This window comes from Halanaerobium polyolivorans, assembly GCF_020711195.1.
In the GTDB taxonomy this organism is placed as follows: Bacteria; Bacillota; Halanaerobiia; order Halanaerobiales; family Halanaerobiaceae; genus Halanaerobium; species Halanaerobium polyolivorans.
This window is the reverse complement of the sequence record NZ_JAJFAT010000001.1, coordinates 102,734-126,557: the sequence shown is the minus strand read 5'-3', so window position 1 is coordinate 126,557 and position 23,824 is coordinate 102,734. Positions and strand designations below refer to the sequence as shown.

Annotated in this window: 20 protein-coding genes; all 20 read right to left on the bottom strand. The window is 34.1% G+C overall.

Annotated elements, in window-relative coordinates:
• The 20 genes from infB to topA all read right to left on the bottom strand — a co-directional run bounded on the left by infB (nucleotide 1) and on the right by topA (nucleotide 23,805).
• Complete coding sequence (gene infB / locus LJ207_RS00655; RefSeq protein ID WP_229343096.1) at nucleotides 1-2,022, bottom strand: translation initiation factor IF-2; 2,022 nt, start codon at nucleotides 2,020-2,022, stop codon at nucleotides 1-3.
• A 30-nt stretch (nucleotides 2,023-2,052) separates the two neighbouring features.
• The gene (gene rnpM / locus LJ207_RS00650) at nucleotides 2,053-2,313 is read right to left on the bottom strand and encodes an RNase P modulator RnpM (protein ID WP_229343094.1); all 261 of its coding nucleotides are present in this window, start codon (nucleotides 2,311-2,313) and stop codon (nucleotides 2,053-2,055) included.
• Nucleotides 2,314-2,356: 43 nt separating this feature from the next.
• Nucleotides 2,357-3,523, bottom strand: a complete 1,167-nt coding sequence (gene nusA, locus LJ207_RS00645) for a transcription termination factor NusA (protein ID WP_229343092.1) — start codon at nucleotides 3,521-3,523, stop codon at nucleotides 2,357-2,359.
• Between the two features lie 20 nt (nucleotides 3,524-3,543).
• On the bottom strand, nucleotides 3,544-4,014 hold the full coding sequence (gene rimP / locus LJ207_RS00640) for a ribosome maturation factor RimP (protein ID WP_229343090.1): 471 nt from the start codon (nucleotides 4,012-4,014) through the stop codon (nucleotides 3,544-3,546).
• Between the two features lie 183 nt (nucleotides 4,015-4,197).
• A complete protein-coding gene (locus LJ207_RS00635; RefSeq protein ID WP_229343088.1) occupies nucleotides 4,198-8,403 on the bottom strand; it encodes a PolC-type DNA polymerase III in 4,206 nt (1,401 codons plus the stop codon).
• 61 nt (nucleotides 8,404-8,464) lie between these two features.
• Complete coding sequence (locus LJ207_RS00630) at nucleotides 8,465-10,171, bottom strand: proline--tRNA ligase (RefSeq protein WP_229343085.1); 1,707 nt, start codon at nucleotides 10,169-10,171, stop codon at nucleotides 8,465-8,467.
• A 32-nt stretch (nucleotides 10,172-10,203) separates the two neighbouring features.
• Nucleotides 10,204-11,256, bottom strand: coding sequence for a flavodoxin-dependent (E)-4-hydroxy-3-methylbut-2-enyl-diphosphate synthase (ispG, locus tag LJ207_RS00625; protein WP_229343083.1), 1,053 nt, complete (start codon nucleotides 11,254-11,256; stop codon nucleotides 10,204-10,206).
• Nucleotides 11,257-11,288: 32 nt separating this feature from the next.
• Nucleotides 11,289-12,362: an RIP metalloprotease RseP gene (rseP, locus tag LJ207_RS00620; RefSeq protein WP_229343081.1), complete on the bottom strand. Its 1,074-nt coding sequence runs from the start codon at nucleotides 12,360-12,362 to the stop codon at nucleotides 11,289-11,291.
• Between the two features lie 72 nt (nucleotides 12,363-12,434).
• Entirely contained in the window at nucleotides 12,435-13,496 is a 1,062-nt protein-coding gene (gene ytvI, locus LJ207_RS00615; RefSeq protein WP_229343079.1) for a sporulation integral membrane protein YtvI, read from the bottom strand.
• Nucleotides 13,497-14,327: a phosphatidate cytidylyltransferase gene (locus tag LJ207_RS00610; RefSeq protein ID WP_229343077.1), complete on the bottom strand. Its 831-nt coding sequence runs from the start codon at nucleotides 14,325-14,327 to the stop codon at nucleotides 13,497-13,499. It abuts the gene before it with no gap.
• Entirely contained in the window at nucleotides 14,305-15,024 is a 720-nt protein-coding gene (uppS, locus tag LJ207_RS00605; protein ID WP_229343076.1) for an undecaprenyl pyrophosphate synthase, read from the bottom strand. The genes LJ207_RS00610 and uppS overlap by 23 nt, the downstream gene beginning before the upstream one ends.
• 53 nt (nucleotides 15,025-15,077) lie before the next feature.
• Nucleotides 15,078-15,287, bottom strand: a complete 210-nt coding sequence (locus LJ207_RS00600; protein ID WP_229343074.1) for a hypothetical protein — start codon at nucleotides 15,285-15,287, stop codon at nucleotides 15,078-15,080.
• 1 nt (nucleotide 15,288) lies between these two features.
• Nucleotides 15,289-15,846: a ribosome recycling factor gene (gene frr, locus LJ207_RS00595; protein ID WP_229343071.1), complete on the bottom strand. Its 558-nt coding sequence runs from the start codon at nucleotides 15,844-15,846 to the stop codon at nucleotides 15,289-15,291.
• A gap of 22 nt (nucleotides 15,847-15,868) precedes the next feature.
• Entirely contained in the window at nucleotides 15,869-16,588 is a 720-nt protein-coding gene (pyrH, locus tag LJ207_RS00590; RefSeq protein WP_229343069.1) for a UMP kinase, read from the bottom strand.
• 116 nt (nucleotides 16,589-16,704) lie between these two features.
• Complete coding sequence (gene tsf / locus LJ207_RS00585; protein ID WP_229343067.1) at nucleotides 16,705-17,604, bottom strand: translation elongation factor Ts; 900 nt, start codon at nucleotides 17,602-17,604, stop codon at nucleotides 16,705-16,707.
• Nucleotides 17,605-17,709: 105 nt separating this feature from the next.
• On the bottom strand, nucleotides 17,710-18,468 hold the full coding sequence (gene rpsB / locus LJ207_RS00580) for a 30S ribosomal protein S2 (RefSeq protein WP_229343065.1): 759 nt from the start codon (nucleotides 18,466-18,468) through the stop codon (nucleotides 17,710-17,712).
• 246 nt (nucleotides 18,469-18,714) lie between these two features.
• Nucleotides 18,715-19,497 carry a GTP-sensing pleiotropic transcriptional regulator CodY gene (gene codY / locus LJ207_RS00575; protein WP_229343062.1) on the bottom strand — a complete coding sequence of 261 codons (783 nt, stop codon included), beginning with the start codon at nucleotides 19,495-19,497 and terminating at the stop codon, nucleotides 18,715-18,717.
• Between the two features lie 31 nt (nucleotides 19,498-19,528).
• Entirely contained in the window at nucleotides 19,529-20,902 is a 1,374-nt protein-coding gene (gene hslU, locus LJ207_RS00570; RefSeq protein ID WP_229343060.1) for an ATP-dependent protease ATPase subunit HslU, read from the bottom strand.
• Nucleotides 20,895-21,464: an ATP-dependent protease subunit HslV gene (gene hslV / locus LJ207_RS00565; protein ID WP_255666579.1), complete on the bottom strand. Its 570-nt coding sequence runs from the start codon at nucleotides 21,462-21,464 to the stop codon at nucleotides 20,895-20,897. The genes hslU and hslV overlap by 8 nt, the downstream gene beginning before the upstream one ends.
• 265 nt (nucleotides 21,465-21,729) lie before the next feature.
• On the bottom strand, nucleotides 21,730-23,805 hold the full coding sequence (gene topA / locus LJ207_RS00560) for a type I DNA topoisomerase (protein ID WP_229343058.1): 2,076 nt from the start codon (nucleotides 23,803-23,805) through the stop codon (nucleotides 21,730-21,732).
• Nucleotides 23,806-23,824: the final 19 nt, after the last annotated feature.

Here is a 23,824-nt window from a genome sequence, read left to right as displayed (position 1 = left end):
CTATAAGGATCTTTTAATCTCCCTATAAGTATAGAATTCAATAATATCTCCTTCTTTGATATCATTGTAATTTTCGATTCCAATTCCACATTCATAGCCTTCTTTTACTTCTCTAACATCATTTTCGAATCTTTTTAGAGAAGAAATTGTACCTTCATGGATTACAACACCATCTCTAATCAGACGGGCATCATAATTTCTGTTTACATGTCCATCAGTTATATATGAACCAGCGATTATACCTACATCAGGCACCTTAAAGGTTGCTCTAACTTCTGCTCTTCCTGTAACTTCTTCTTTTAGCTCTGGATCAAGCAGACCGGCCATCGCATCTTTAATATCTTCAAGTGCTTTGTAAATAACCCTATAAGTTCTAATATCAACCTGTTCTTTTTCTGCAACTTTTAAAGCATTATTATCAGGTCTAACATTAAAGCCAATAATAATTGCATTAGAAGCACTGGCCAGGTTAACATCAGTTTCATTTACTCCACCAACACCGGTGTGAATAACATTTACAGTTACTTCATCAGTCCCAAGTCGTAATAATGAAGCTCTTAAAGCCTCAATTGAACCCTGAACATCAGCTTTAATGATGATATTTAATTCTTTAACTTCACCTTCCTGAATCTGTTTGTAAAGATCTTCAAGAGAAACTTTAGCATCCTGCTGAATTTCCTGCTGTCTTTTTTCTGCCTGTCTATCAGCAGCAACATTTTTAGCTTTTTTCTCATCTTCTAAAACCTGAACAAAATCACCAGCATTAGGGACATCATTTAAACCTAAGACCTCAACTGCTGTTGAAGGTCCGGCTGCTTCAATATTCTCTCCAAATTCATCAAACATAGCTCTAACTCTACCACAGGTTAAACCTGCTAAAAGGGTTTCTCCTACTCTAAGTGTACCGTTTTTGACCAGTACAGTTGCAACTGGACCTCTACCCTTATCAAGCTCAGCTTCGATGACAACACCTTCAGCAAGGCGGGTTGGATTTGCTTTCAGCTCTTCCATTTCTGAAACCAGAATTATCATTTCAAGTAATTCATCAATATTGGTTTCCTGAAGGGCCGATACATTTACACAAATTGTATTGCCTCCCCAGTCTTCTGGAACCAAACCATATTCGGTTAATTCCTGTTTAACCCTTTCTGGTTGGGCATTGGCTTTATCAATTTTATTGATTGCCACAATAATCGGAATCCCAGCAGCTTTAGCATGGTTAATTGCCTCTTCTGTTTGAGGCATAATACCATCATCAGCAGCTACAACTAAAATAGCGATATCTGTTAGCTGAGCTCCTCTAGCTCTCATTGCTGTAAAAGCTTCATGACCAGGTGTATCGATAAATGTTATTTTTTTGTCATCTATTTCTGCCTGATAGGCACCAATATGCTGGGTAATTCCACCAGCTTCACTTCCAGCTACTGCAACTCTGCTTTTTCTAATTACATCAAGCAGAGTAGTTTTTCCGTGGTCAACATGACCCATTACTGTAACTATCGGTGGTCTTGCTTCAAGGTCTTCTTCTTTATCTTCAATTTCAGGTCCGATCCGCATTGATTTAATTTCTTCTTCTTCACTTTTGATTTTAATCTTGATATCTAATTCAGCAGCTAATAATTCTAGAGTATCTTGATCAAGGTTCTGGTTTACATTAGCCATTACTCCAAGATTCATTAACTCTACAATTATATTATTAGCCTGTTTATCAATTTTTTCAGCAAACTCTTTAACAGTTATTGGAGTTTCTATTTCTACTGCCTCTAAAGCTTCAGCTGCTTCTGAATCAGCTTCCTCGTTCATTTCTGATTCTTTTATTTCCTCAGCTGCTTCAGTTTCTGTTATTTCTTCTGCTGTTTCCTCATCTTCTTTATACATTGCTTTAACTAGATCTGCTGTTTCTTCTGTAATTGTACTCATATGACTTGAAACTTCAACTCCCAAGTCATCTAATATATCTAATAGTTCTTTACTATCTTTATCCAGCTCTTTAGCTAGATTATAAATTCTAATTTTTCCCATACTTGCACCTCCAAAATATTCTGTTGTTAATTAATCATGTTTAATCTCCTCCGAAATTTTTTCATAAATTTCATCGGTAATTTCAAATTTCAAAGCTTTTTCGAGTGAATTCTTCTCTACAGCTTTATCAAAACATTCCATATTAGGACAGAGATAGGCACCTCTTCCTGGTGTTCTTCCACCTGGATCAACCAGGATCTCTCCTTTATTATTAACCACTCTTAATAATTCTATTTTATCTCTTCTGGCACCACAACCTACACATTTACGAATAGGGCTTCTTTTCTGCAATCTCAATCCTCCTTAAATTATTTTAATCTCTTTAAATTATTTTTTATTCAAGCTCTTTTGCTTGATCATCAGCTTCTAATTCTTCACTTTCCATTTCAGCACTTTCTTCAAACTCACTTAAACTTTCTTCTAATTCTTGAGCACTTTTTTCTATTTCTGCAGCTTTTTTTTGAGCTTTAGCTGTTTCAGATTCTTTTTTGATATCAACCTTCCAACCGGTTAATTTTGCAGCAAGTCTGGCATTTTGACCTTCTTTACCAATTGCAAGTGAAAGCTGAAAGTCAGGGACAACTACTTCTGCAATTTTATCTGATTTATTGATTTTTACATCGATTACCTCAGCAGGATTTAAAGCATTAGCTACAAAAACTTCTGGTGATTCATCCCATTTTACAATATCAATTTTTTCTCTATTCAACTGTTCAACAACAGCCTGTACCCGCATTCCTTTAGGACCTACACAGGCACCAACTGGATCAACCTGTTTATCTTTGCTTGCTACTGCCATCTTAGAACGCTGACCTGCTTCTCTGGCAACAGCTTTAATTTCAACCAGTCCCTGAAAAATTTCTGGAACTTCAATCTCAAATAATCTTTTTAAAAGACCAGGGTGAGTACGAGAAACTAAAATTCTCGGACCTTTACTGGTACTGCTTACTTCTACTACATAAAGTTTAATTCTTTTACCTATTTCATATTTTTCACCAGCTATCTGTTCAGATGGTGGTAAAAGGGCTTCAGTTTTACCCATGTCGATTAAAATATTGTCATTGTGAAAACGCTGAATTGTACCAGTAATTAACTCATCTTCTTTTTCTTTAAACTGGTCATAAATCACATCTCTTTCTGCTTCCCTAATCCGCTGCATAACAACTTGTTTGGCGGTTTGGGCAGCAATCCTGCCAAAATTACCAGGTGTAACCTCAATTTCTGCAATATCACCGACCTTATATTTGCTGTCGATTTTTTCGGCTTCTTCTAGAGATATTTCAGTGTTTTCATTTTCTACTTCTTCTACAATTTCTTTACGAGAATATACTTTAACTTCCCCAGCTTCTGCAGAAATATCAACTCTTACATTATCTTTAGAACCAAAATCTTTTTTGTAGGCAGAAACTAAGGCAGTTTCAATTGCGTCAAGCAGTACTTCTTTTGAAATACCTTTATCTTTTTCTATATCATCCAGGGCTTGAATGAATTCTACATTCATGCTAATCCCCCCTCTAATTATTAAATTTCAAATGTCAAATTAACTCTTGCTATCAAATCATCGTCTAAATCGATTTCATTACCATTTCTTAAATCTATTTTAATTTTACCATCTTGATAGTCTTTTAAAATACCAATAAATTCTTTCTGACCATCTATTTTCTTAAAGGTTTTAACTGCAATTAATTCTCCCTGAAAACGTTCGAAATCTTCTTTTGTTTTAAGCGGTCTTTCCAGACCTGGAGAAGATACTTCAAGTATATAGCTTTTATCGATCGGATCTTCTTCATCTAAGATCACACTTAAAGCTCTACTTACTTTTTCACACTCTTCAATTGTTAATTCTCCCGCTTTATTTTCAAGAAAAACTCTTAGTATCCAGTCACTTCCTTCTTTTAAAAATTCCACATCAACTAAAGTTAAATTTTCATTATGGGCAATTGGAAGTACAAACTCTGTTACTAAATCAGCAACTTTTCCCAAATAAAACACCCCACTTTCTTAATATTTAATTTTTATTTTAAGCAAAAAACATTATTTAGCTTTACTATAATAAAAGAGTGGGAAAATAACCCCCACTCCTAATCAACAAAACTATTTTATCAGAACTCTTTCCTTTATAATTCTATCACAGCTTATTTTTACTTGCAAGTTTAAATTGCTGAATAGTTGAAGCTATTTATTGAACAAGGAGAGCTGATTTTTTTCTGGGAGTTCAGCCAAAGAACCATGTTCTTTTAAAATCTCGATAACTGTTTTTGTTAAACAGGTTCGATTGGAAAGCTCTTCTATTGAAGTAAAATCTGATTTCTCTCTTTCTATAACAACACTTTCTGCTGCACTAGCACCTAAACCCTGTAAACTTATTAGTGGAGCAAGCAGTTTATTTTCACCAAGGTGCTGGAATTTTACTGCCTTAGACTTATAGATGTCTACAGCTAAAAACTCTATTCCTCTCAGCATTGCTTCTAAAACAATTTTTAATACCTTTAAAGTTCCACTTTCTTTACTAGTAATATCATTGCCCTTAGCTTCGAGTTCTTTGATTTTTTCAATAACCTTTGCTTTACCATTACAGGCCAGCTGAGCATCAAAATCATCTGCTTTAATAGAAAAATAAGTGGTATAAAAAGCTGCAGGATGATGTACCTTAAAATAGGCGATCCGATATGCCATCATAACATAAGCTGCTGCATGAGCTTTAGGGAACATATATTTAATCTTTTTACAGGAATCTATATACCATTCAGGGACATTTTTCTCCCGCATCAATTTTTCTTCCTCTTCTGAAAGACCTTTACCTTTACGAACCTTTTCCATAATTTTAAAGGCTTGAGAAGGTTCAATGTTTTTATTAATGAGATAGTTCATAATATCATCTCTAACAGAAATAACTTCAGATAATTTAGCTTTACCTTTTTTGATCAGTTTTTGAGCATTATTTAACCAGACATCAGTTCCATGGGAAAGACCACTGATTCTGACCAGTTCAGCAAAGCTGCTGGGTCTCGTATCTCTCAGCATCTGCTGGACAAAAAAAGTACCAAACTCTGGTATACCCAGAGTTCCAATATCTGTTCCTAAAACTGCAGGGTCTACCCCTAATTTTTCAGTACTAGAAAAAATACTCATTGTTGCCTGATCATCTAAGGGAATAGTTTTAGGTTCAATCCCTGTCATATCTTCTAGCATTTTTAAAGAGGTAGGATCATCATGACCCAGTAAATCCAGTTTTAATATTCTACCACTAATTGAGTGATAGTCAAAATGAGTAGTTCTAATATCAGTTTCCTGATCATTAGCAGGGTGCTGAATAGGTGTGAAATCAAAAATATTTTTGCTTTTAGGAACAATCATCAAACCACCCGGATGCTGACCGGTGGTCCTTCTGACTCCTGTACAGCCTTTAACCAATCTATCTATTTCAGCTCTTTTGACCTCAATCCCTCGATCATCAAGGTAGTTTTTAACAAAGCCAAAAGCAGTTCTATCTGCAATAGTAGAAATAGTTCCCGCTTTATAGACATAGTCTCTGCCAAAATAATCTTCTGTATAGCGATGAATCTTAGTCTGATATTCTCCGGAAAAATTAAGGTCAATATCAGGTACCTTATTACCTTCAAACCCCATGAATACTTCAAAAGGTATATCAAAGCCATCTTTAATATATTGAGCTCCACATTCACATTTTTTATCTTCTAAATCAATTCCACTTCCTATTGACTCAGAATCTACAAATTCAAAATTAGAACATTGAGGACAGCGATAATGGGGTGGTAGAGGATTAACTTCGGTAATCCCGGTCATTGTCGCCACAAAGGAGGAACCTACAGAACCTCTTGAACCCACCAAATAGCCGTCATCTAAAGATTTTTTAACCAGTTTGTGGGCTATTAAATAAATAACGGCAAAACCATTTTCTATTATAGAACTCAGTTCTTTTTCTAACCTATCAATAACCAGTTGAGGTAATTGCTCACCATAATACTGATGTGCTTTTTGATAGGCCATTGCTCTGATTTCCTCTTCTGCTCCTTCTATTTCAGGAGTAAAGAGTCCATCAGGGATAGGTTGTATGTCCTCTATTTCAGCTAATATTTTATTGGGATTATCGATTACAACTTCTCGGGCGGTTTCTTGATCAAAATAGTTAAATTCAGCCAGCATCTCTTCAGTTGTCCGATAATATAAAGGGGGCTGATTTTCTGCATCGGCAAAGTTTTGTCCAGCCTGTAAGATCTCCCTAAATATACTATCCTTTGGCTCCAAAAAGTGAGCATCTGTTGTAGCTACAACCGCTTTATTTAATTCCTGCCCTAATTGATAAATTTTCTTGTTAATATTGATCAGATCTTCTCTGCTATTTACTTTGTCTGGTATCAAAAACTCATTATTTCCCAGCGGCTGTAATTCAAGATAATCATAAAGTTTGGCGATTTTTTTAATTTCATTTTTTGGCCTGTTATTGATAAATGCCTGATAGATCTGACCTGATTCACAGGCAGAGCCAATTAATAGACCTTCTTTATGCTGTAGTAGTTTGCTTTTTAAAATTCTGGGTTTACGATAAAAATTATCAAGATGAGAAATAGATACTAGTTTATAGAGATTTTTTAATCCCTTTTTATTTTTAGCTAATAAAACTGCATGAAAAGGTCTTAAATCTTTCCAATCTATTTTTGAAATATAATTATTAATATCTTTAAGTTGATTCCATCCGTCTTCCTTGATAATAGCTAAAAGCTTTTTAAGTATTTCTGCTGTTGCCTCTGCATCAGCTAATGCTCGGTGGTGATCATCAAGTTCAATCGAAAAATAGTCAGCTAAGGTATTTAATTTATAATTTTTGCTGTCTTTAATAAGGGCTCTGGATAAAGCAAGGGTATCTAAAACACTATATTCATCCCGCTTAATTTGCAGTTTCTGCAGAGCGGTTCTTAAAAAACCATAATCAAAGTCTGCATTATGGGCAACCAGTACACCATCACCAATAAATTCAATAAAATCTTTAATCACTGCTTTTAATTTAGGAGCATCAGCAATCATTTCTGATTTAATTCCGGTAATCTCAGTTATTTTTGCAGGTACCTCTTTTTCGATATTGATAAAACTTTCAAATTCAGCTATTTTTTTACCTGCTTTAATTTTAACTGCTCCGATCTCAATAATTTCATGTTGAGATGGATTTAAACCGGTTGTTTCTAAATCAAAAACTACAAATTCTGTCTGCTCTATTTGAGCAGGGTAAGGATTGTTGATTATTGGTTCTCCATCATCAACTAAATATGCTTCTAAACCATAGATGATTTGAACATCATGTTTCTGGCCAGCCTGATAAGCATCGGGAAAGGCCTGGACAACACCATGGTCAGTAATTGCAACTGCCTTGTGGCCCCAGTCTGCAGCTCTTTTTACAAGTTTTTTAACATTCATCACACAATCCATAGAGCTCATCTGGGTATGTAAATGCAGATCAACTCTTTTTTGGGGGGCATTATCTTCTCTAGATTTCTTAGTAATTTTCATTAAATCATTGAAGATAATATTCCATTCTTTGCTGTAAGGGTCAAAAGAAACCTTACCCCTTAACTTAATCCTGTCTTCAGCAGTCAAACTGTCTAAAAACGGAACTCTTTTATCACTGAATGTTTTGGCAGAAATAGAGCTGTCATAATCAGTAATTTTTAAAATATATAAATAACTGCCATTACGAGTTTGTTTAAAGTCAATATCAAAGAGATCTGCTTCAATAACAACCTTAGGGATCTCACTATTTAATTCTTTTATTTCATGGCTTTTAGCAGCTCTTATTACTCTTCCATAATTCTTTTTAGCTTTGAGCTTGGCAGAAGAATTTCCTTCTGCTTTCTGTCTGCTTTTATTTTTAAGTTTATTTTTATTTTTAATCTTTTCGGCTACAATATCATTATTATCATCGATTTCAGCTAAAAAATTACCATTATGAATACTGATAGCTTTAATTTCATGCAAATATTTTTTTATGGTGTTTTCTAAAAAATCTTTTACCTTTGCTTGCGATAATTTTTTATAAGCTACCTTTGTTTCTAATTTAATATTTAAATGATCAGCATCTAGATATAGTTTAGCTCTCTGCAGCCAATTAGATTTAAAAGAAAATTTTCTTTTAAAGTCCTTAATAATCTGAGGCCAGACTAAAAATAGTTCTTCTTTTAAACTCAGGTCACTAATTACTTTAAGTTTATAGTCAGCAGTTAAACTTAATTCTGCCTGCAGCTCTTTTTTAATCTTAGTTGGTTGATTTTTATTAGCTATACAATAAATAATCTTTTTTTGTTCATCACAAATTAAATATTTATAGCTATTATTTTGTTTGTTATTTAGTGATAAAGCTTTGATCATCATTATTCCTCCAAATAAAAGCCAAAAGCAATCTATTATTTAAGTCAAAAGCAGAATGCAATTAAGAAATATCAGCCATTAATTCGGCAACTTTTTCTTTTAAATCAGCTAAATTAAGCTTTAATTTTTGATTATTTTCTCTTATCATTGCTTCAACTTCTCCATTTTCTAGAGAACGTGAACCGATGGTTAAACGAAGTGGGATACCAATTAACTCTGAATCATTAAATTTAACTCCTGCTCTTTCTTTACGATCATCAAGCAGTACTTCCCAGCCTTCAGCCTTAAGTTCCTGATAAATTGCTTCAGATTTTTCAGCAACAGCTTCATCATTACCCAAAGCTAAAATAATAATTTGATAAGGAGCAATAGCTTTCGGCCAGATAATACCATATTGATCATTATTTTGTTCTATGGCAGCTGCTACAAGTCTGGTTATTCCAATCCCATAGCTTCCCATGACTATTGGCTGAGTTCTACCATTTTCATCTAAATAACTTGCTCCCATATTTTCACTATATTTTGTGCCCAATTTAAAAATATGGCCAACTTCGATCCCTGCTTTAATATTTAAAGTGCCAGCTTGACACTCTAAACAGCCTTCACCATCTTTAACTAAACGCAGGTCTGCGAATTCCTCTACCTCAAAATCTCTATTTATATTAACATTTTTAAAATGGTAGTCCTTTTGATTAGCACCTGTTACAGCCCCTCTGATATTTTTTAAGCGCTGATCAGCAACTACTCTAATCCCAGCTAAATCAACAGGTCCTATAAAACCAGCTGTACTCTTAAATAATTCTGCAAATTCTTCTTCCTCAGCAGCTCTCAATTGATCAGCTGCTAAATGATTTTTTAATTTAATTTCATTGAGCTCATCTTCTCCAGATAGCAGGGCCAAAACAGCTTCTTCATCTGCTACCATCGCCACAGCTTTAATCATCCTTGCTGCAGGGAGATCTAGATAAGCTTCCAGTTCAGCAATTGTTTTTATCTCAGGAGTATGTATTTTTTCTATCTCAGCTTCTGATTCAAAATCAATCATTTCTTTTTCAGCAGCAGCCCTTTCTACATTAGCAGCATAACCACAGCTGTCACAAAATGCAATTTGATCTTCACCAGAATCAGCAAGAACCATAAATTCATGGGAATCTTTACCACCCATTGCCCCTGTATCAGCTTCTACTGCTACTGCATCAAGACCACATTCGGCAAAGGTTTTTTCATAAGCTTCATACATAGCCTGATAACTTTTATCAAGTCCTTCATAATCGATATCAAGGCTGTAGGCATCTTTCATAATAAATTCGCGACCTCTCATAACTCCAAAGCGAGGTCTAATTTCATCTCTAACCTTTGTTTGAATTTGATAAAGATTTAAAGGAAGATCTTTATAAGAACGTATTTCATCTTTAATTAAATCTGTTACCACTTCTTCATGAGTTGGTCCTAAACAATATTCTCTATCTTTGCGGTCGGTTAGCTTCATCATCAAAGGACCAAATTTATCCCACCTTTTAGAATCCTTCCAGATTTGAGCAGTCTGGACAATGGGGAGCAGTACTTCCTGAGCACCACTGGCATCCATATGCTTTCTGGTTATATTTTCAACTTTCTTAATCACCTTATAACCTAAGGGAAGGTAAGAATAAATACCAGCCGAATGATTCCTCATTAAACCAGCTCTTAACATCAACTTATGACTGGTTATCTCTGCTTCAGCCGGATCTTCTTTTAAAGTAGGTAAGTATAAATTTGACATGCGCATCTTTATCACTCCTGCATTAAAAATATTTATTTTTAAAGTTTATTTATTTCTTTTAATAATTCTTCTAAGATATCTTCTTCTTTAACTTTTTTGATGATTTTTCCCTTTTTAAAAATTAAAGCCTCTTTTTTTCCACCTGCTATACCAATATCTGCCTCTTTAGCTTCTCCAGGTCCATTAACAGCACAGCCCATTACGGCAATGCTAATATCTTTCGCGATTGCTGCAGTTTCTCTTTCTACTTTTTGAGCTAAAGAAATCAAATCTATTTCAGTCCTCCCACAGCTGGGACAGGAAATTATTTCAACCCCTCTTTTTCTCAGGCCCAGAGATTTTAAAATCTCCCAGGCAACCTTAACTTCTTCTAAAGGAACTCCAGTTAAAGAGACCCTTAAAGTATCTCCATAACCTCTAGTTAATAGAGAGGCTATACCTGCTGCAGATTTAATACTTCCCTTCCAGGGGGTTCCTGCTTCGGTAATCCCAATATGAAAAGGATAATCAACTTTTTTGGCTATTAAATCATAGGCTTCGATTGTTGTTTTAATATTACTTGATTTTAAAGATATAACAATCTCATAAAATTGATTAGCTTCTAAAATTCTAATATTTCTCATTGCACTCTCTACAAGTGCTTCTGCAGTTGGCCCACCATATTTTTCTAAAAGTTCATTTTCTAGAGAACCAGAGTTACTGCCAACTCGAATCGGAATATTTTTTTCCTTGGCAGCTAAAGCAACTGCAGTAATCTTTTCTTTGCTGCCGATATTACCGGGATTGATTCTTAAAGCATCAACCCCATTTTCAATGGCCTTTAAAGCCAGTCTGTAGTCAAAGTGTATATCAGCAACCAGTGGAATTTCAATTGCTTTTTTGATCTCTTTTAAGGCCTCTGCTGCCTTTAAATTAGGCACAGCAACCCTTATAATCTCACAGCCAGCTGCAGACAATTCTTTAATCTGCTTAACAGTTTCTTCTCTATTTTCTGTTTTAGTATTACACATTGACTGCACAGAAATAATTGAATCTCCACCAACAGCCTGTTCGCCAAAAAATACTTTTTTAGATTTCCTTCTCTTATACATAAGCCACCTCTTCTAAGAATGAAGAAATTTAGTTAAAAGAAACTTCTCATAACATCTCTGTAAATTATAAATACCATTAACATCAGTAGAATAGCAAAACCTACTAAATGAACATAACTTTCTTTTTCTGGATCTACAGGTTTACCTCTCACCAGCTCCACAAGTATAAAGCTGATTCTACCTCCATCTAAAGCTGGAAAAGGTAGGAGATTAATAATACCTAAATTGATAGAAATTATTGCAGTCCAGTTTAAAACATTTATAATACCTACCCTGGCAGCCTGTCCAATAATAGAGGCGATCATCACCGGACCTCCAATATCTTCAGCAGAGCGGGTACTTATCATCTGTGCAAAACCGGCAATGGTCATCCTAAATATTTGCCCGGTCTGAACAACACCCAGGCTAACAGCCTGAAAAACCCCCACATTTTCCCTTACTAACTGGGGATAAATACCGATAACTCCTCCATCAACTTCATCACTGCTGACAGGTGTTATGCTCAAGCTATTAATGCTCTCATTTCTTTGATATCTAATCGTAATTTCTCTGCCTTCATTTTCATGAATCAAAGCAGCCATCTCTTCCCAGCTTTCTACTTCGGTGCCATCAATGGCTAATATTCTATCATTGGCTCTTAAACCAGCTTCTGCTGCAGGCTGTTCGGGAATTACTTCACCTAAAACAGCTTCTCCTGTAACTGAAGTTGGAACTCCAAAAATAGAAAAAGCAAAAATGAAAATTAATAAAGCTAATAAAAAGTTCATGATCGGACCCATCAATATTACTGCAAGCCTTGTTAAAGCAGATTTTTGGGTAAATAATCTCCCATCTTCTTTTGCTTTAGCATAGATTTCTTTTTCTTTTTCATCCATCGATTCATCAGCTGGAAACTCTCCTACCATATTACAAAATCCACCTAAAGGAATTGCTCTGATAGAATAGAGTGTTTCTCCAACCTTTTTATATATTAATTTAGGACCAAAGCCAAGTGCAAATTCTGAAACCATGATCCCCGATTTTTTTGCAGTAATATAATGACCGAACTCATGAATAAATACGAGCACACCCAGTACCACTATAAAAGATATAATTGTTAAAATCATTCTCTAATTACCTCCACTGCCAGAATACTGGCAAAACTTTAAACTACTCTCTATTTTAAAATCAAACAGCTATTAATCTCTAATATTTACTAATTCAGAATCAGTTACTGCTTTAATAATGACCAAAAATGTTGGACCAACTACAAAACCAATTGCACCTAAAATTCTAAACCCAGCAAACAAAGCGATCATAGTTGCCAGAGGATGAACCCCTAAGTTCTCTCCCATTATTTTTCCTTCTGAAGCCGATCTCACTCCTGCTAAAAATAAATGTAATAAAAAAAGCGAAAAAGCCTGAGCAAAATTACCATATATAATCGATACAACTATCCAGGGATAAAAGAGTAAGGCCGGACCAATAATCGGTATAAGGTCCAGGATAGCTGCAGTAACTCCAATAATTACTGCATATTCGAAACCCATCAAATTAACTCCAACCCCAGCTATTGTACCACTTATAGTAATCAAAATTAATAAAGCTCTAATATAGCCAACCGCAGATACATTTAATTGTTTAAAAACATTGGCGATTTTAGGCTTAACATCTTCAGGAAAAAGATTAACCAAAAATGATTTAATATCATCCCTGTCCCTGCTGATAAAAAATGTAGCAATAAAGGAGATAAAAAGGATCATAAATACACTTGGCAATCTAGTTAACATTTCTAAAATATTATTGATAATTGAGATCATTGCATCTCTAATTCCATTATAAAGAAGTTGAATATTGGCTCGAATAGATTCCCGAACCGCTTCAGAAACCTCCCAGCTTTCAAGTAAATATTCTAACTGCTGGTTTTGTTCTGCCAACCACTGGATTTGAGCATCGATAGTTCTAAAGTCCGGTAGATTACGCAGTAGTCTATTTAATTCAAGATATATTTGAGCTCCACCGATAATAATAAAGCTCGCTAAAATAACCACAACCAGAAGCAGAACAATTAAAACCGAAAAGCCTCTGTGAATTGGTATTTTTTCATCCAAAAAGTCAACAATTGGATTAATTAAACTTGCTATTACTGCTGCTATAATAAAGGGTGTAAAGTAAATAAATATATGCCTTAAAAAAAACAAGGCAAAAACCAAAAATAGCAGCATTAAAAAATATTTACTGTACCAGTTTTTAATATTCATTTAGTTCACCACCATTAAAATATAAAGAAAATAATAAGTTAGTGGAGCAGTAAAGATAAAACTATCAAATCTATCTAAAATACCACCATGACCGGGAATAATGCTTCCCGTATCTTTAACTTTAAAATCTCTTTTCAGACATGATTCAAATAAATCACCCATAATGGCTACCAGAGGAAAAATAAGTGAAAATAGCAGCCAATAGAGATTAAAAAAATCAAAAAACAAAGTAACAGAAAGAATAAATATAACAGAAGTAGCTATTCCCCCAACTGCACCAGCAACAGTTTTGTTAGGACTGATCACAGGTGCCATAGCTTTTTTACCAAATTTCATACCTATAAAATAGGCACCACTATCTGTCAGCCAGGTAGCAATTAAGACAAACCAGAGAGCTGAAGTATTAAAAAATGGCCCTATTGTAAAATCACGTAAAAAGATGGCAAATGATAATCCACCAGCAATATAAATTAAACCAAAAAATTGATAGGAGATATTTTTAACAAATAACCCCTCTTCATAAAAATAAATATTATATGAATAAAGTAAAATAATAATAATAAATAAAATAATTCCATAAGGTAAATGTCTATAATCATTGCTCAGCAAAAAGCTGTTAAAAACTACTAAAACACCCGAAGCATTTAAAATAAATTTTAGCAGAGTTGATTCAACTTCCAACATTCTCCAATACTCTTGGAGACCAAGCAGTGCTATTGCAGAAACGGTTAAAAAGAAAATAAAAGAACCAGAAAAAACTAAAATTACTAAAATGATTATTCCAATAATAGAGCTTATAATTCTTTTTTTAAGCATCTTTATCACCATCATTTAGGCCGCCAAATCTTCGCTCGCGTTTTTTAAAATCTTTTAAAGCTATCTCAAAATCTTCTTCTTTAAAATCCGGCCAATATTTATCTGTAAAATATAATTCTGCATAGGCAGCCTGCCAGAGTAAAAAATTACTTAAACGTTTTTCCCCACCTGTTCTAATCAATAATTCAATATCTTTTAAATCCTGCTGATATAAATAATTTGCAAAATCATCACAGTTTAATTCAGCCAGCTCAACTTGATTTTCTCTACAGTCAAGCACAAGTTTTTTGGCAGCATCAACTATCTCAGCTCTGCCTCCATAATTAAAGGCAATATTTAAAATAAGCTCAGTATTTTTTTGAGATTTTTTTTCTATTAACTCTATCTCTTTAACCAGCTTTTTTGATAACATATCTTTTCTACCTAAAAAGTTGATTTTTACACCTTTATCAAGCAGTTCATCAACTTCTTCCCGCATCGTTTTTCTCATCAAAGCAAGTAAAAAGTTAACCTCTGATTTTGGTCTTTTCCAGTTTTCTGTGGAAAAAGCATAAACTGTCAAAGATTTAATATTTTTTTTGGCAGCATATTTAACTATTTTTTTTAAGGTTTTCACACCCTCTTTATGGCCTTCACGCCTCGCTAGATTTCTTTTTTTTGCCCAGCGGCCGTTACCATCCATAATTATTGCAATATTTTGAGGAGGAAACATTAAATCATCCCTTCCAATTAATTAATTACCCCCTCGATAAAGGGGGCATAAAATTAGCGGTTATATTGAAAAGACCAAAGTATTTCTAAATGATCAGCTTTTTCTTTAATCCTAATCACTCTTTTGATTTTAGAATTAATTTCTTCTCTATTTTTTAATGGAGGTTTTGTTTCTATCAATTTATATTTGATCTCATTTTTAGCTAAAATTTCTAATGCATCACTAAGTTGAGAAGCTAAAAGTTCTTCTTTATTAAAAGACATTTTAAACTTCCATTATCTCATTTTCTTTTCTTTCGGTAATAGCTTCGATTTTTCCAATGTATTCATCGGTTAATTCCTGTACATTGTCAAATCCCCGGTGCATATTATCCTCAGAAATCTCACCTTCATCTTCAAGCATTTCCAGCTCTTCATTGGCATCTCTTCTAATATTGCGGATTGCAATTTTGCCATCTTCAGCTTTTTTGTGTAGAATTTTGCTTAATTCTTTTCTTCTTTCTTCGGTTAGCTGAGGGATGTTAATTCTAATAACATTACCATCATTGCTGGGGTTTAGACCAAGGTTTTCCTGCATAATAGCTTTCTCAATGGCTTCAATATTATTTTTGTCCCAGGGTTCAATAACAATCTGTCTGGCTTCTGGAGCCATTACCTTTGCCATCTGCTGGATTGGAGTAGCAACCCCATAATTGTTAGCTTTAATATTTTCTACCAGAGAAGGACGAGCACGACCTGTACGAATTGTGTTTAAATCTTCTTTAGTTGCTTCTAATGCTTTTTCCATTCTTTTTTCAGTTTCTCTCATTAATTCATTAAACATAAAGAACCCTCCCTTAAATTAATTAACTAACAGAAGTACCAATCTTATCACCGAGCAACACTCTTTTAATATTACCCTCTTTTTTAACTGCAAATACCTTTAATGGAATTTCATTATCCATACAGAGAGATACTGCTGTAAAGTCCATAACCCGTAAAGAATTATTTAAAAGATCAATATAGCTTAACCTATCAAGTTTTTTGGCATTTGAATTAATTTCTGGATCAGAATCATAGATTCCATCAACATTTTTAGCCATTAAAATCACATCAGCACCAATCTCAGCTGCTCTTAAGGCTGCAGTAGTATCAGTTGAAAAGAATGGATTACCTGTACCAGCAGCAAATATAACTACTCTACCTTTTTCAAGATGACGAATAGCCCTTCTTCTAATATAGGGTTCTGCAATTTGGCGCATTTCTATTGCTGACTGGACCCTTGTTTCTATTTCAAACTTTTCAATAGCATCCTGAAGGGCAAGAGCATTTATAACAGTTGCCAGCATCCCCATATAATCTGCTGTTCCTCTGTCCATACCTTTTGCACTGCCAGCTATTCCGCGAAAAATGTTTCCACCACCTACTACTATTGCCATTTCTACATTGGTAGTCTTTACAACCTCACTGATTTCAGCAGCAATCTTTTGGATCATTTCCGGATCAATTCCATAACCATTAGTTCCGGATAAAGCCTCTCCGCTAATCTTAAGTATTACTCTTGAATAAACTGGTTTTTCTGTCATTATATAATTAACCTCCATTAAATATTATTCTCTAATTTTAAGCTAATTCCTTTATTAAAAAACAAATTTACTTAAAAAAAGAGAACACCTTCACTAGTGCTCTCCTTTTTTAATTATTATTGATTTTTAGTAGCTGCTTTTACTTCGGCAACAAAGTCATCCTCTTTTTTCTCAATACCTTCACCAATTTCAAAGCGGGTAAATCTTTTTACAGTTAAATCATTTTCCTCCAGAATCTCTGCAACAGTTTTTTCGTCATCTCTGACAAATGGCTGTTCTAATAGACATACCTGGGTATAATATTTATTTAATTTACCTTCAACTATTTGATCAATTATATGCTCAGGTTTACCTTCATTAAGCATCTGTTCTTTGTAGATTTTCTTTTCTTTCTCAATATAGCTTTCACTAACTGAGTCACGATCAAGAAAATCAGGATTAATTGCTGCAATATGCATAGCAATATCCTTAGCAACAGCTTCTTTATCTGCAGAAAACTCATCTTCAAAATCAACTAAAACACCAATTTTTCCACCTAAATGGATATAGCCATAAATGAAACCATCAGTTTCATAGCTGACAAATCTTCTTAAATTGATATTTTCACCAATACTTGCAATAGCCTCTTTAATGATATCATTGACAGTTTTATCACTGTCTTTATACCATTTTTCTGCAGCTATTTGCTCAGTATTTTCTGCTTCACTCTGCATTACATGTTCTGTGATCTCAGCAACTAAATTTTGGAATTTATCATTTTTAGCTACAAAATCAGTTTCAGAGTTAACCTCAACTAAAATACCTTTTTGGCGGTCATCAATAATATTTAAACTTACAAGTCCCTCAGCAGCAATTCGGCCTGCTTTTTTAGCTGCATCAGAGATACCTTTTTCTCTCAAATGCTCAACAGCAGCTTCAACATCACCATCAACGGCATTTAAAGCTTTTTTGCAATCAAGCACACCAGCACCTGTGCGGGAGCGAAGTTCTTTTATATCTTTCATTGTTACGCCCATCAAAAATTACCTCCTTAAGTAGTTATTTAACTTTTATCTAATTAAGTCTTACAAAAAAAGCGCGGCAAAGCTAAAAACTTCACCAACGCTTTTAATCTTTGCTAATTATTGTTCAGTGCCTGCTTCAGCTTGAACAGCCTCTGCTTCAGCTTCCTGCTGTTCACGGGCTTTTTTATCCTGTCTGCCCTGTTTTCCAGCAAGTACTGCATCAGAAATAACACTGGTAATTAATTTAACTGCTCTAATAGCATCATCATTACCTGGGATGACATAATCTATTAAATCTGGATCACAGTTTGTATCTAAAATTGAAACAATTGGAATATCCAATTTAATTGCTTCTTTTACAGCAATATCTTCTTTTTTAGCATCTGTGATAAAGATTAGATCTGGAAGACCATTCATATCTCTAATTCCACCGAGGAATCTCTCTAACTTATCATGTTCTTTATTTAATTCGATAACCTCTTTTTTAGGTAAGACTTCAAAGATACCTTCTTCTTCCATCTCTTCAAGCTCATCTAAACGATCGATACGCTTTTTAATAGTATGATAGTTAGTTAACATACCACCAAGCCAACGCTGATTTACATAAGGCATACCACATCTTTCTGCCTCTTTTTTAACCGTTTCTTGAGCCTGACGTTTGGTACCTACAAAAAGAACTGTTTTACCTTCTGCAGCCACTTCTTTAACAAAATTATATGCTTTGTCAATTAATTTAACTGTCTGCTGCAAATCAATAATATAGATCCCATTTCTTTCGGTGAAAATATATGGTTCCATTTTGGGATTCCACCTTTTAGTCTGATGACCAAAGTGAACACCCGATTCGAGGAGTTGTTTCATGTTTACTACTGACATAACTCCTGCACCTCCTTTCCGGTTTTATAGCCTCCGACAGCATCATCTCTAAACACAACTGTATAAATACAGCACCAGCATTTAGATCAACTGTCGTGTGTATTTTGCCACAAAAAAGTATACCATAGTATTTGTGATTTATCAAGTCTTTTAAAGAAAATAAATTTTTCTGAAATATTAAAAATTGTCTAAAATATCCAAAGCTAGCTTTTAAAAAACCTCCCCTAAAAAGAGGAGGTTTTATTTCTATGCCTTAAGTTTTTCTAATTCTGGAAGTAGGTTGTCATTAAGTACTTTGATATAGGTACCCTTCATTCCTAAGGAACGAGACTCTATAACTCCAGCACTTTCAAATTTACGTAAAGCATTAACAATTACTGAACGAGTTATACCAACTCTATCTGCTACTTTACTAGCTACTAATAAGCCTTCTTCTCCATCCAGTTCTTCAAAAATATGTTCAATAGCTTCTAATTCAGAGTAAGAAAGAGTATCGATAGCTATTTGAACTGCAGCTTTTTTGCGAGCTTCTTTTTCAACTCTATCACTGCGAGCTCTTAAAATTTCCATCCCTACTACTGAAGCACCATATTCTCCTAAAACTAAATCTTCATCATCAAATTTAGAACCATATCTAGCTAAAACCAGGGTGCCTAATCTATCTCCACCACCAATAACAGGTACGATGGTAGTTAACTTATCCTCAAATAGGCAGTCTTCCCCATCTGCAAATACACATTTACCTTCTTTTTGTTCTATATTTGATTTAGTTTCTCTAATTCTAAGTAAGCCCTGATTATATTCTTCAGGAAATTCGCCCAGAGATATTACTTTATCCTCCATGATATCACACTCAAAATCATCTAAAAGACTGTAACCTAAGATTTTCCCTTTTTTACTTGTAACATAGACATTACATTTGATCGCTTCTTTTAAAACATAAGCCATATCCGAAAAATCAACTGCATTGCCTCCAGTTCTCTGAAGTAATCTGTTAATTTTTCTACTTTTTTCTAATATACTTCCCATTGTTATCTCCTCCAAATAAAATTTTTAATAATTATAAAATATATTTGCTTAAATCCTTATCTGCTACAACATCCTGCAGTTTTTCATGAACATAATCTACATCGATGGTAATTTTATCTGCTTCTAATCCCGGTGCTTCAAAAGAAAGATCTTCAAGCAGCTTTTCCATTATAGTGTGCAGTCTTCTTGCACCAATATTTTCTGTTTCTTCATTAATATCAAAAGCAAAATTTGATATTTCTTCAACAGCTTCTTCACTAAATTCGATTTCCACTCCTTCTGTTTCAAGCAGAGCTTTATATTGTTTAATCAGAGAATTCCGTGGTAATAAGAGAATATCTTTAAAATTCTCCCTGCTTAAACTGTTTAAATTAACTCTTAAAGGAAATCTACCCTGTAATTCCGGGATTAGATCAGCTGGAGAAGAAACATGGAAGGCTCCTGCAGCAATAAATAATATATGGTCAGTTTTGACTGAACCATGTTTGGTAACTACAGTTGATCCTTCAACAATAGGCAAAATATCACGCTGTACACCTTGTCTAGATACTTCAGGACCTGAACCTGATTCTTTTCCGGCAATTTTGTCAATTTCATCTAAAAAGATAATCCCATCATTTTCAACCTTATCAATCGCTTCAGACTTGACCTGCTCCATATCAATAAGTTTTTGGGCTTCAGACTGTTTTAAAATTTCTTTTGCCTGTTTGATAGTAACCTTTTTCTTTTTCTTTTTAGAAGGGAAAATATTGCCCAGCATATCCTGAAAATTGATGCCCATTTCCTCTACACCAGAGCCAGAAAAAACTTCTAACATCTGCTGACTATTTGCTTCAACTTCGATTTCAATTTTATGGTCATCTAATTTACCTTCTTTGATTCTTTCATACATCCTTTGACGACGAGCCTTAACTCTATCATCAAGCTCATCTTTATTTTTTTCCTGATCTGTCATTTGGCTAAAATAATCATCTTTTTCTTTCTTTTTTCCGGGAAGCATAATATCAACGATTCTTTCAATTGCCATTTTTTCTGCTTCCACTTCTACTTTTTTCATTTTGTTTTCTTTGACCATTCTGATTGAGCTTTCTGTGATATCTCTAATCATAGATTCCACATCTCGACCGACATAACCAACTTCAGTAAATTTGGTAACTTCGATTTTGATAAATGGTGCTCTGGCAATTTTAGCAAGTCTTCTTGCAATCTCTGTTTTACCTACACCAGTTGGTCCAATCATCAAAATATTTTTCGGTATAATTTCATCTTTCATATCATCTCTAACTAACTTGCGTCTGTATCTATTTCTAAGTGCTATTGCTACAGATTTTTTTGCATCTTCCTGGCCGATTATATATTTATCTAATTCACTTACAATTTCTTTTGGTGTTAATTCATTATTCACTATTTTTGGACTCACCTCCACCAAGTTCCTCAAGGGTTATATTTTTATTGGTATAAATACAAATAGAAGCCGCTATTTGTAATGCTTCTCTGGCTATATCTCCAGCACTAAGGTGATTTCCATGATTGCTCAATGCAGCTGCAGCAGCCCTAGCATAAGGACCACCAGAACCTATTGCAGAAATATTTGCATCAGGTTCAATCACATCACCATTACCAGAAATAATTAGAATTTCTTCCAGATTTGCAACAATTAGCAAAGCTTCAAGTTTTCTTAAAATTTTATCTGTTCGCCATTCTTTGGCAAGCTCTACGGCTGCTCTCTGCAAACTGCCATGGTATTCCTCAAGTTTAGCTTCAAACTTTTCAAAAAGGGTAAAGGCATCTGCAGAAGTTCCGGCAAAACCAGCTAAAATTTCTCCATTATATAATCTTCTGACTTTTTTTGCGGTACTCTTCATTACTGTATTGCCAAGTGTTACCTGTCCGTCACCGGCAAGGGCCATACAGTCATTGTGTTTAACTGCAACTATGGTAGTTGCTTCAAACTCTGTAATTGACAATTTATTTTCCTCCTTCACTTATAAACTTATTTAAATTGTCACACGATTCAAAATATTTCAACCTATTTGCTTTATATTAACATGAAAAAGCAAAAAAATCAAGGGTATGATATTATTTTCACAACATTTTTTAGCAGCTAATAATTTCAGATTATAGTTTTATAATTTTAAAATTATGCTAGAATTATTCAACTGCTCCTTATTTTTCAAACATACCCTCTTCAGTTTAAGTTCTTTATCAGCGTGTTTTTAAGCTATTTATTTTTTATTCTGCATCTTCAATATGTCCACATTCTTTATTAGTACATTTATAATGCTTACCTTTTGCTTTAGTTGTTTTTTCAACCATCAAACTATTACATTCAGGACATGGTTTATCAACAGGTTTGTTCCAGCTCATAAAATTACAATCAGGATAATTGCTGCAGCCAAAAAATGTCCTATTTTTTTTAGTAGTTCTTTCTATTACTTCACCATCATCACATTCAGGACAGTCAACACCTGTTTTAATCAAATATGGTTTGGTATTTTTACAGTCTGGATAACCAGAACAGGCTAAAAACTTGCCATATCTACCATATTTAACTACCATTGGTCTTCCACAAACTTCACAAACCTCGTCTGTTTCTTCTACTATTTGAACTCTATCCATATTTTCTCTGGCATGTTCAAGCCTTTCATAAAAAGGCTGATAAAAATCCTTCAATAACTGTTTCCAGTCTTCATTTCCCTTTTCAATTTCATCTAATCTCTGTTCTAAACTTGCAGTAAATTCTACATCTGTAACATCAGGGAAATATTCGGATAATAATTCAGTTACGGTTTCACCTAATTCGGTGGGTTTTAAATATCTGCCATCTTTTTCAACATAATCTCTAGAAACTATGGTAGAAAGTGTTGGGGCATAAGTACTCGGTCTCCCAATTCCTTCTTCTTCTAAAGTTTTAACTAAACTTGCTTCTGAAAATCTTGCAGGAGGTTTAGTAAAATGCTGTTCAGGTTTAACTTTCTGCAGTTCATAAACATCTCCCTCTTTTAAAACAGGAAGATCTATCTCATCTTCTTTTGCTTTACCGGTTAAAATTAAATGGCCGGGAAATAGCAATCTAGAACCACTTACTCTAAATTTATATTTTTCGCCTGCTTTAAATTGAGCAGAAATGCTTTCATAAAGGGCAGGGCTCATCTGACTTCCAACAAATCTCCGCCAGATTAAATCATATAATCTATATTGATCTTTTGTTAAATGCTTTTTCATTTTAGCAGGAGTTCTCAGCGTATCAGTTGGCCTAATTGCCTCATGAGCATCCTGAGCATTTTTATTATTCTTTTTCTTTTTCTGCTTAGAGCTTAAAAATTTGCTGCCAAATTCACTTTCAATATATTTTGCAGCACCTGCTTTAGCCTCTTGAGAAAGTCTGGTACTATCAGTTCTAATATAACTGATTAAACCAACAGAGCCAGAACTACCAATATCAATACCTTCATAGAGCTGCTGGGCTAAATACATGGTCTTTTTAGCTGTAAAATTCAATTTACTTGAGGCAGTCTGCTGCAAGGTACTTGTAGTAAAAGCCGATTTAGGATTACGGCGCCTTTTACGTTTTTTAACCTTTATTATTTCAAAATCTTCTTTTTTAATTGCTCTAACTATTTCATTGGCAGCTTCTTCACTGTCAATATTATATTTTTTATTATCTATTCTATATAAACTAGCTGTTAATTGATCATTATCCTTTTTAAGGTCAACCTCGATTGTCCAGTATTCTTCTTCTTCAAAGTTTCTAATTTCTTCTTCCCGTTCACAAATCAATTTAACCGCTATAGTCTGAACTCGACCTGCACTAAGTCCTTTACGAACCTTTTTCCAAAGCAGAGGGCTAAGCCTATAACCAACAAGTCTGTCTAATAATCTTCTTGCCTGTTGGGCATCAACCAAATTTTTATCAATTTGACGGGGCTCTTTGATCGCATTTTTGATCGCATTTTTAGTAATTTCATTAAATTCTATTCTGTTATTATCAGCTTCAGATAATTTAAGTGCATGTGATAAATGCCAGGAAATTGCCTCACCTTCTCTATCAGGGTCAGTAGCTAAATAAACTTCTTTACTCTTTTTTGCTTCTTTGCGCAATTTAGCTAAGGTTTTACCTTTTCCTCTAATAGTTATATAATTGGGTTCAAAATCATTTTCGATATCGATTCCCATTTTACTTTTTGGAAGATCAATCACATGTCCCATAGAAGCTTTAACCTTATAGTTATTACCTAAAAATTTTGCTATAGTCTTTGCCTTTGCAGGTGACTCAACAATTACCAAATTTTTATTCTTCTTTGCCATTAAATTTATACCTCCAGTA

Excerpts from the sequence above, each read along its gene's own strand:
- infB (WP_229343096.1), bottom strand. The coding sequence starts at position 2,022 with ATGGGAAAAATTAGAATTTATAATCTAGCTAAAGAGCTGGATAAAGAT.
- nusA (WP_229343092.1), bottom strand. The coding sequence starts at position 3,523 with ATGAATGTAGAATTCATTCAAGCCCTGGATGATATAGAAAAAGATAAA.
- LJ207_RS00635 (WP_229343088.1), bottom strand. The coding sequence starts at position 8,403 with ATGATCAAAGCTTTATCACTAAATAACAAACAAAATAATAGCTATAAA.
- LJ207_RS00630 (WP_229343085.1), bottom strand. The coding sequence starts at position 10,171 with ATGCGCATGTCAAATTTATACTTACCTACTTTAAAAGAAGATCCGGCT.
- ispG (WP_229343083.1), bottom strand. The coding sequence starts at position 11,256 with ATGTATAAGAGAAGGAAATCTAAAAAAGTATTTTTTGGCGAACAGGCT.
- rseP (WP_229343081.1), bottom strand. The coding sequence starts at position 12,362 with ATGATTTTAACAATTATATCTTTTATAGTGGTACTGGGTGTGCTCGTA.
- ytvI (WP_229343079.1), bottom strand. The coding sequence starts at position 13,496 with ATGAATATTAAAAACTGGTACAGTAAATATTTTTTAATGCTGCTATTT.
- LJ207_RS00610 (WP_229343077.1), bottom strand. The coding sequence starts at position 14,327 with ATGATGGTGATAAAGATGCTTAAAAAAAGAATTATAAGCTCTATTATT.
- uppS (WP_229343076.1), bottom strand. The coding sequence starts at position 15,024 with ATGTTTCCTCCTCAAAATATTGCAATAATTATGGATGGTAACGGCCGC.
- LJ207_RS00600 (WP_229343074.1), bottom strand. The coding sequence starts at position 15,287 with ATGTCTTTTAATAAAGAAGAACTTTTAGCTTCTCAACTTAGTGATGCA.
- frr (WP_229343071.1), bottom strand. The coding sequence starts at position 15,846 with ATGTTTAATGAATTAATGAGAGAAACTGAAAAAAGAATGGAAAAAGCA.
- pyrH (WP_229343069.1), bottom strand. The coding sequence starts at position 16,588 with ATGACAGAAAAACCAGTTTATTCAAGAGTAATACTTAAGATTAGCGGA.
- tsf (WP_229343067.1), bottom strand. The coding sequence starts at position 17,604 with ATGGGCGTAACAATGAAAGATATAAAAGAACTTCGCTCCCGCACAGGT.
- rpsB (WP_229343065.1), bottom strand. The coding sequence starts at position 18,468 with ATGTCAGTAGTAAACATGAAACAACTCCTCGAATCGGGTGTTCACTTT.
- codY (WP_229343062.1), bottom strand. The coding sequence starts at position 19,497 with ATGGGAAGTATATTAGAAAAAAGTAGAAAAATTAACAGATTACTTCAG.
- topA (WP_229343058.1), bottom strand. The coding sequence starts at position 23,805 with ATGGCAAAGAAGAATAAAAATTTGGTAATTGTTGAGTCACCTGCAAAG.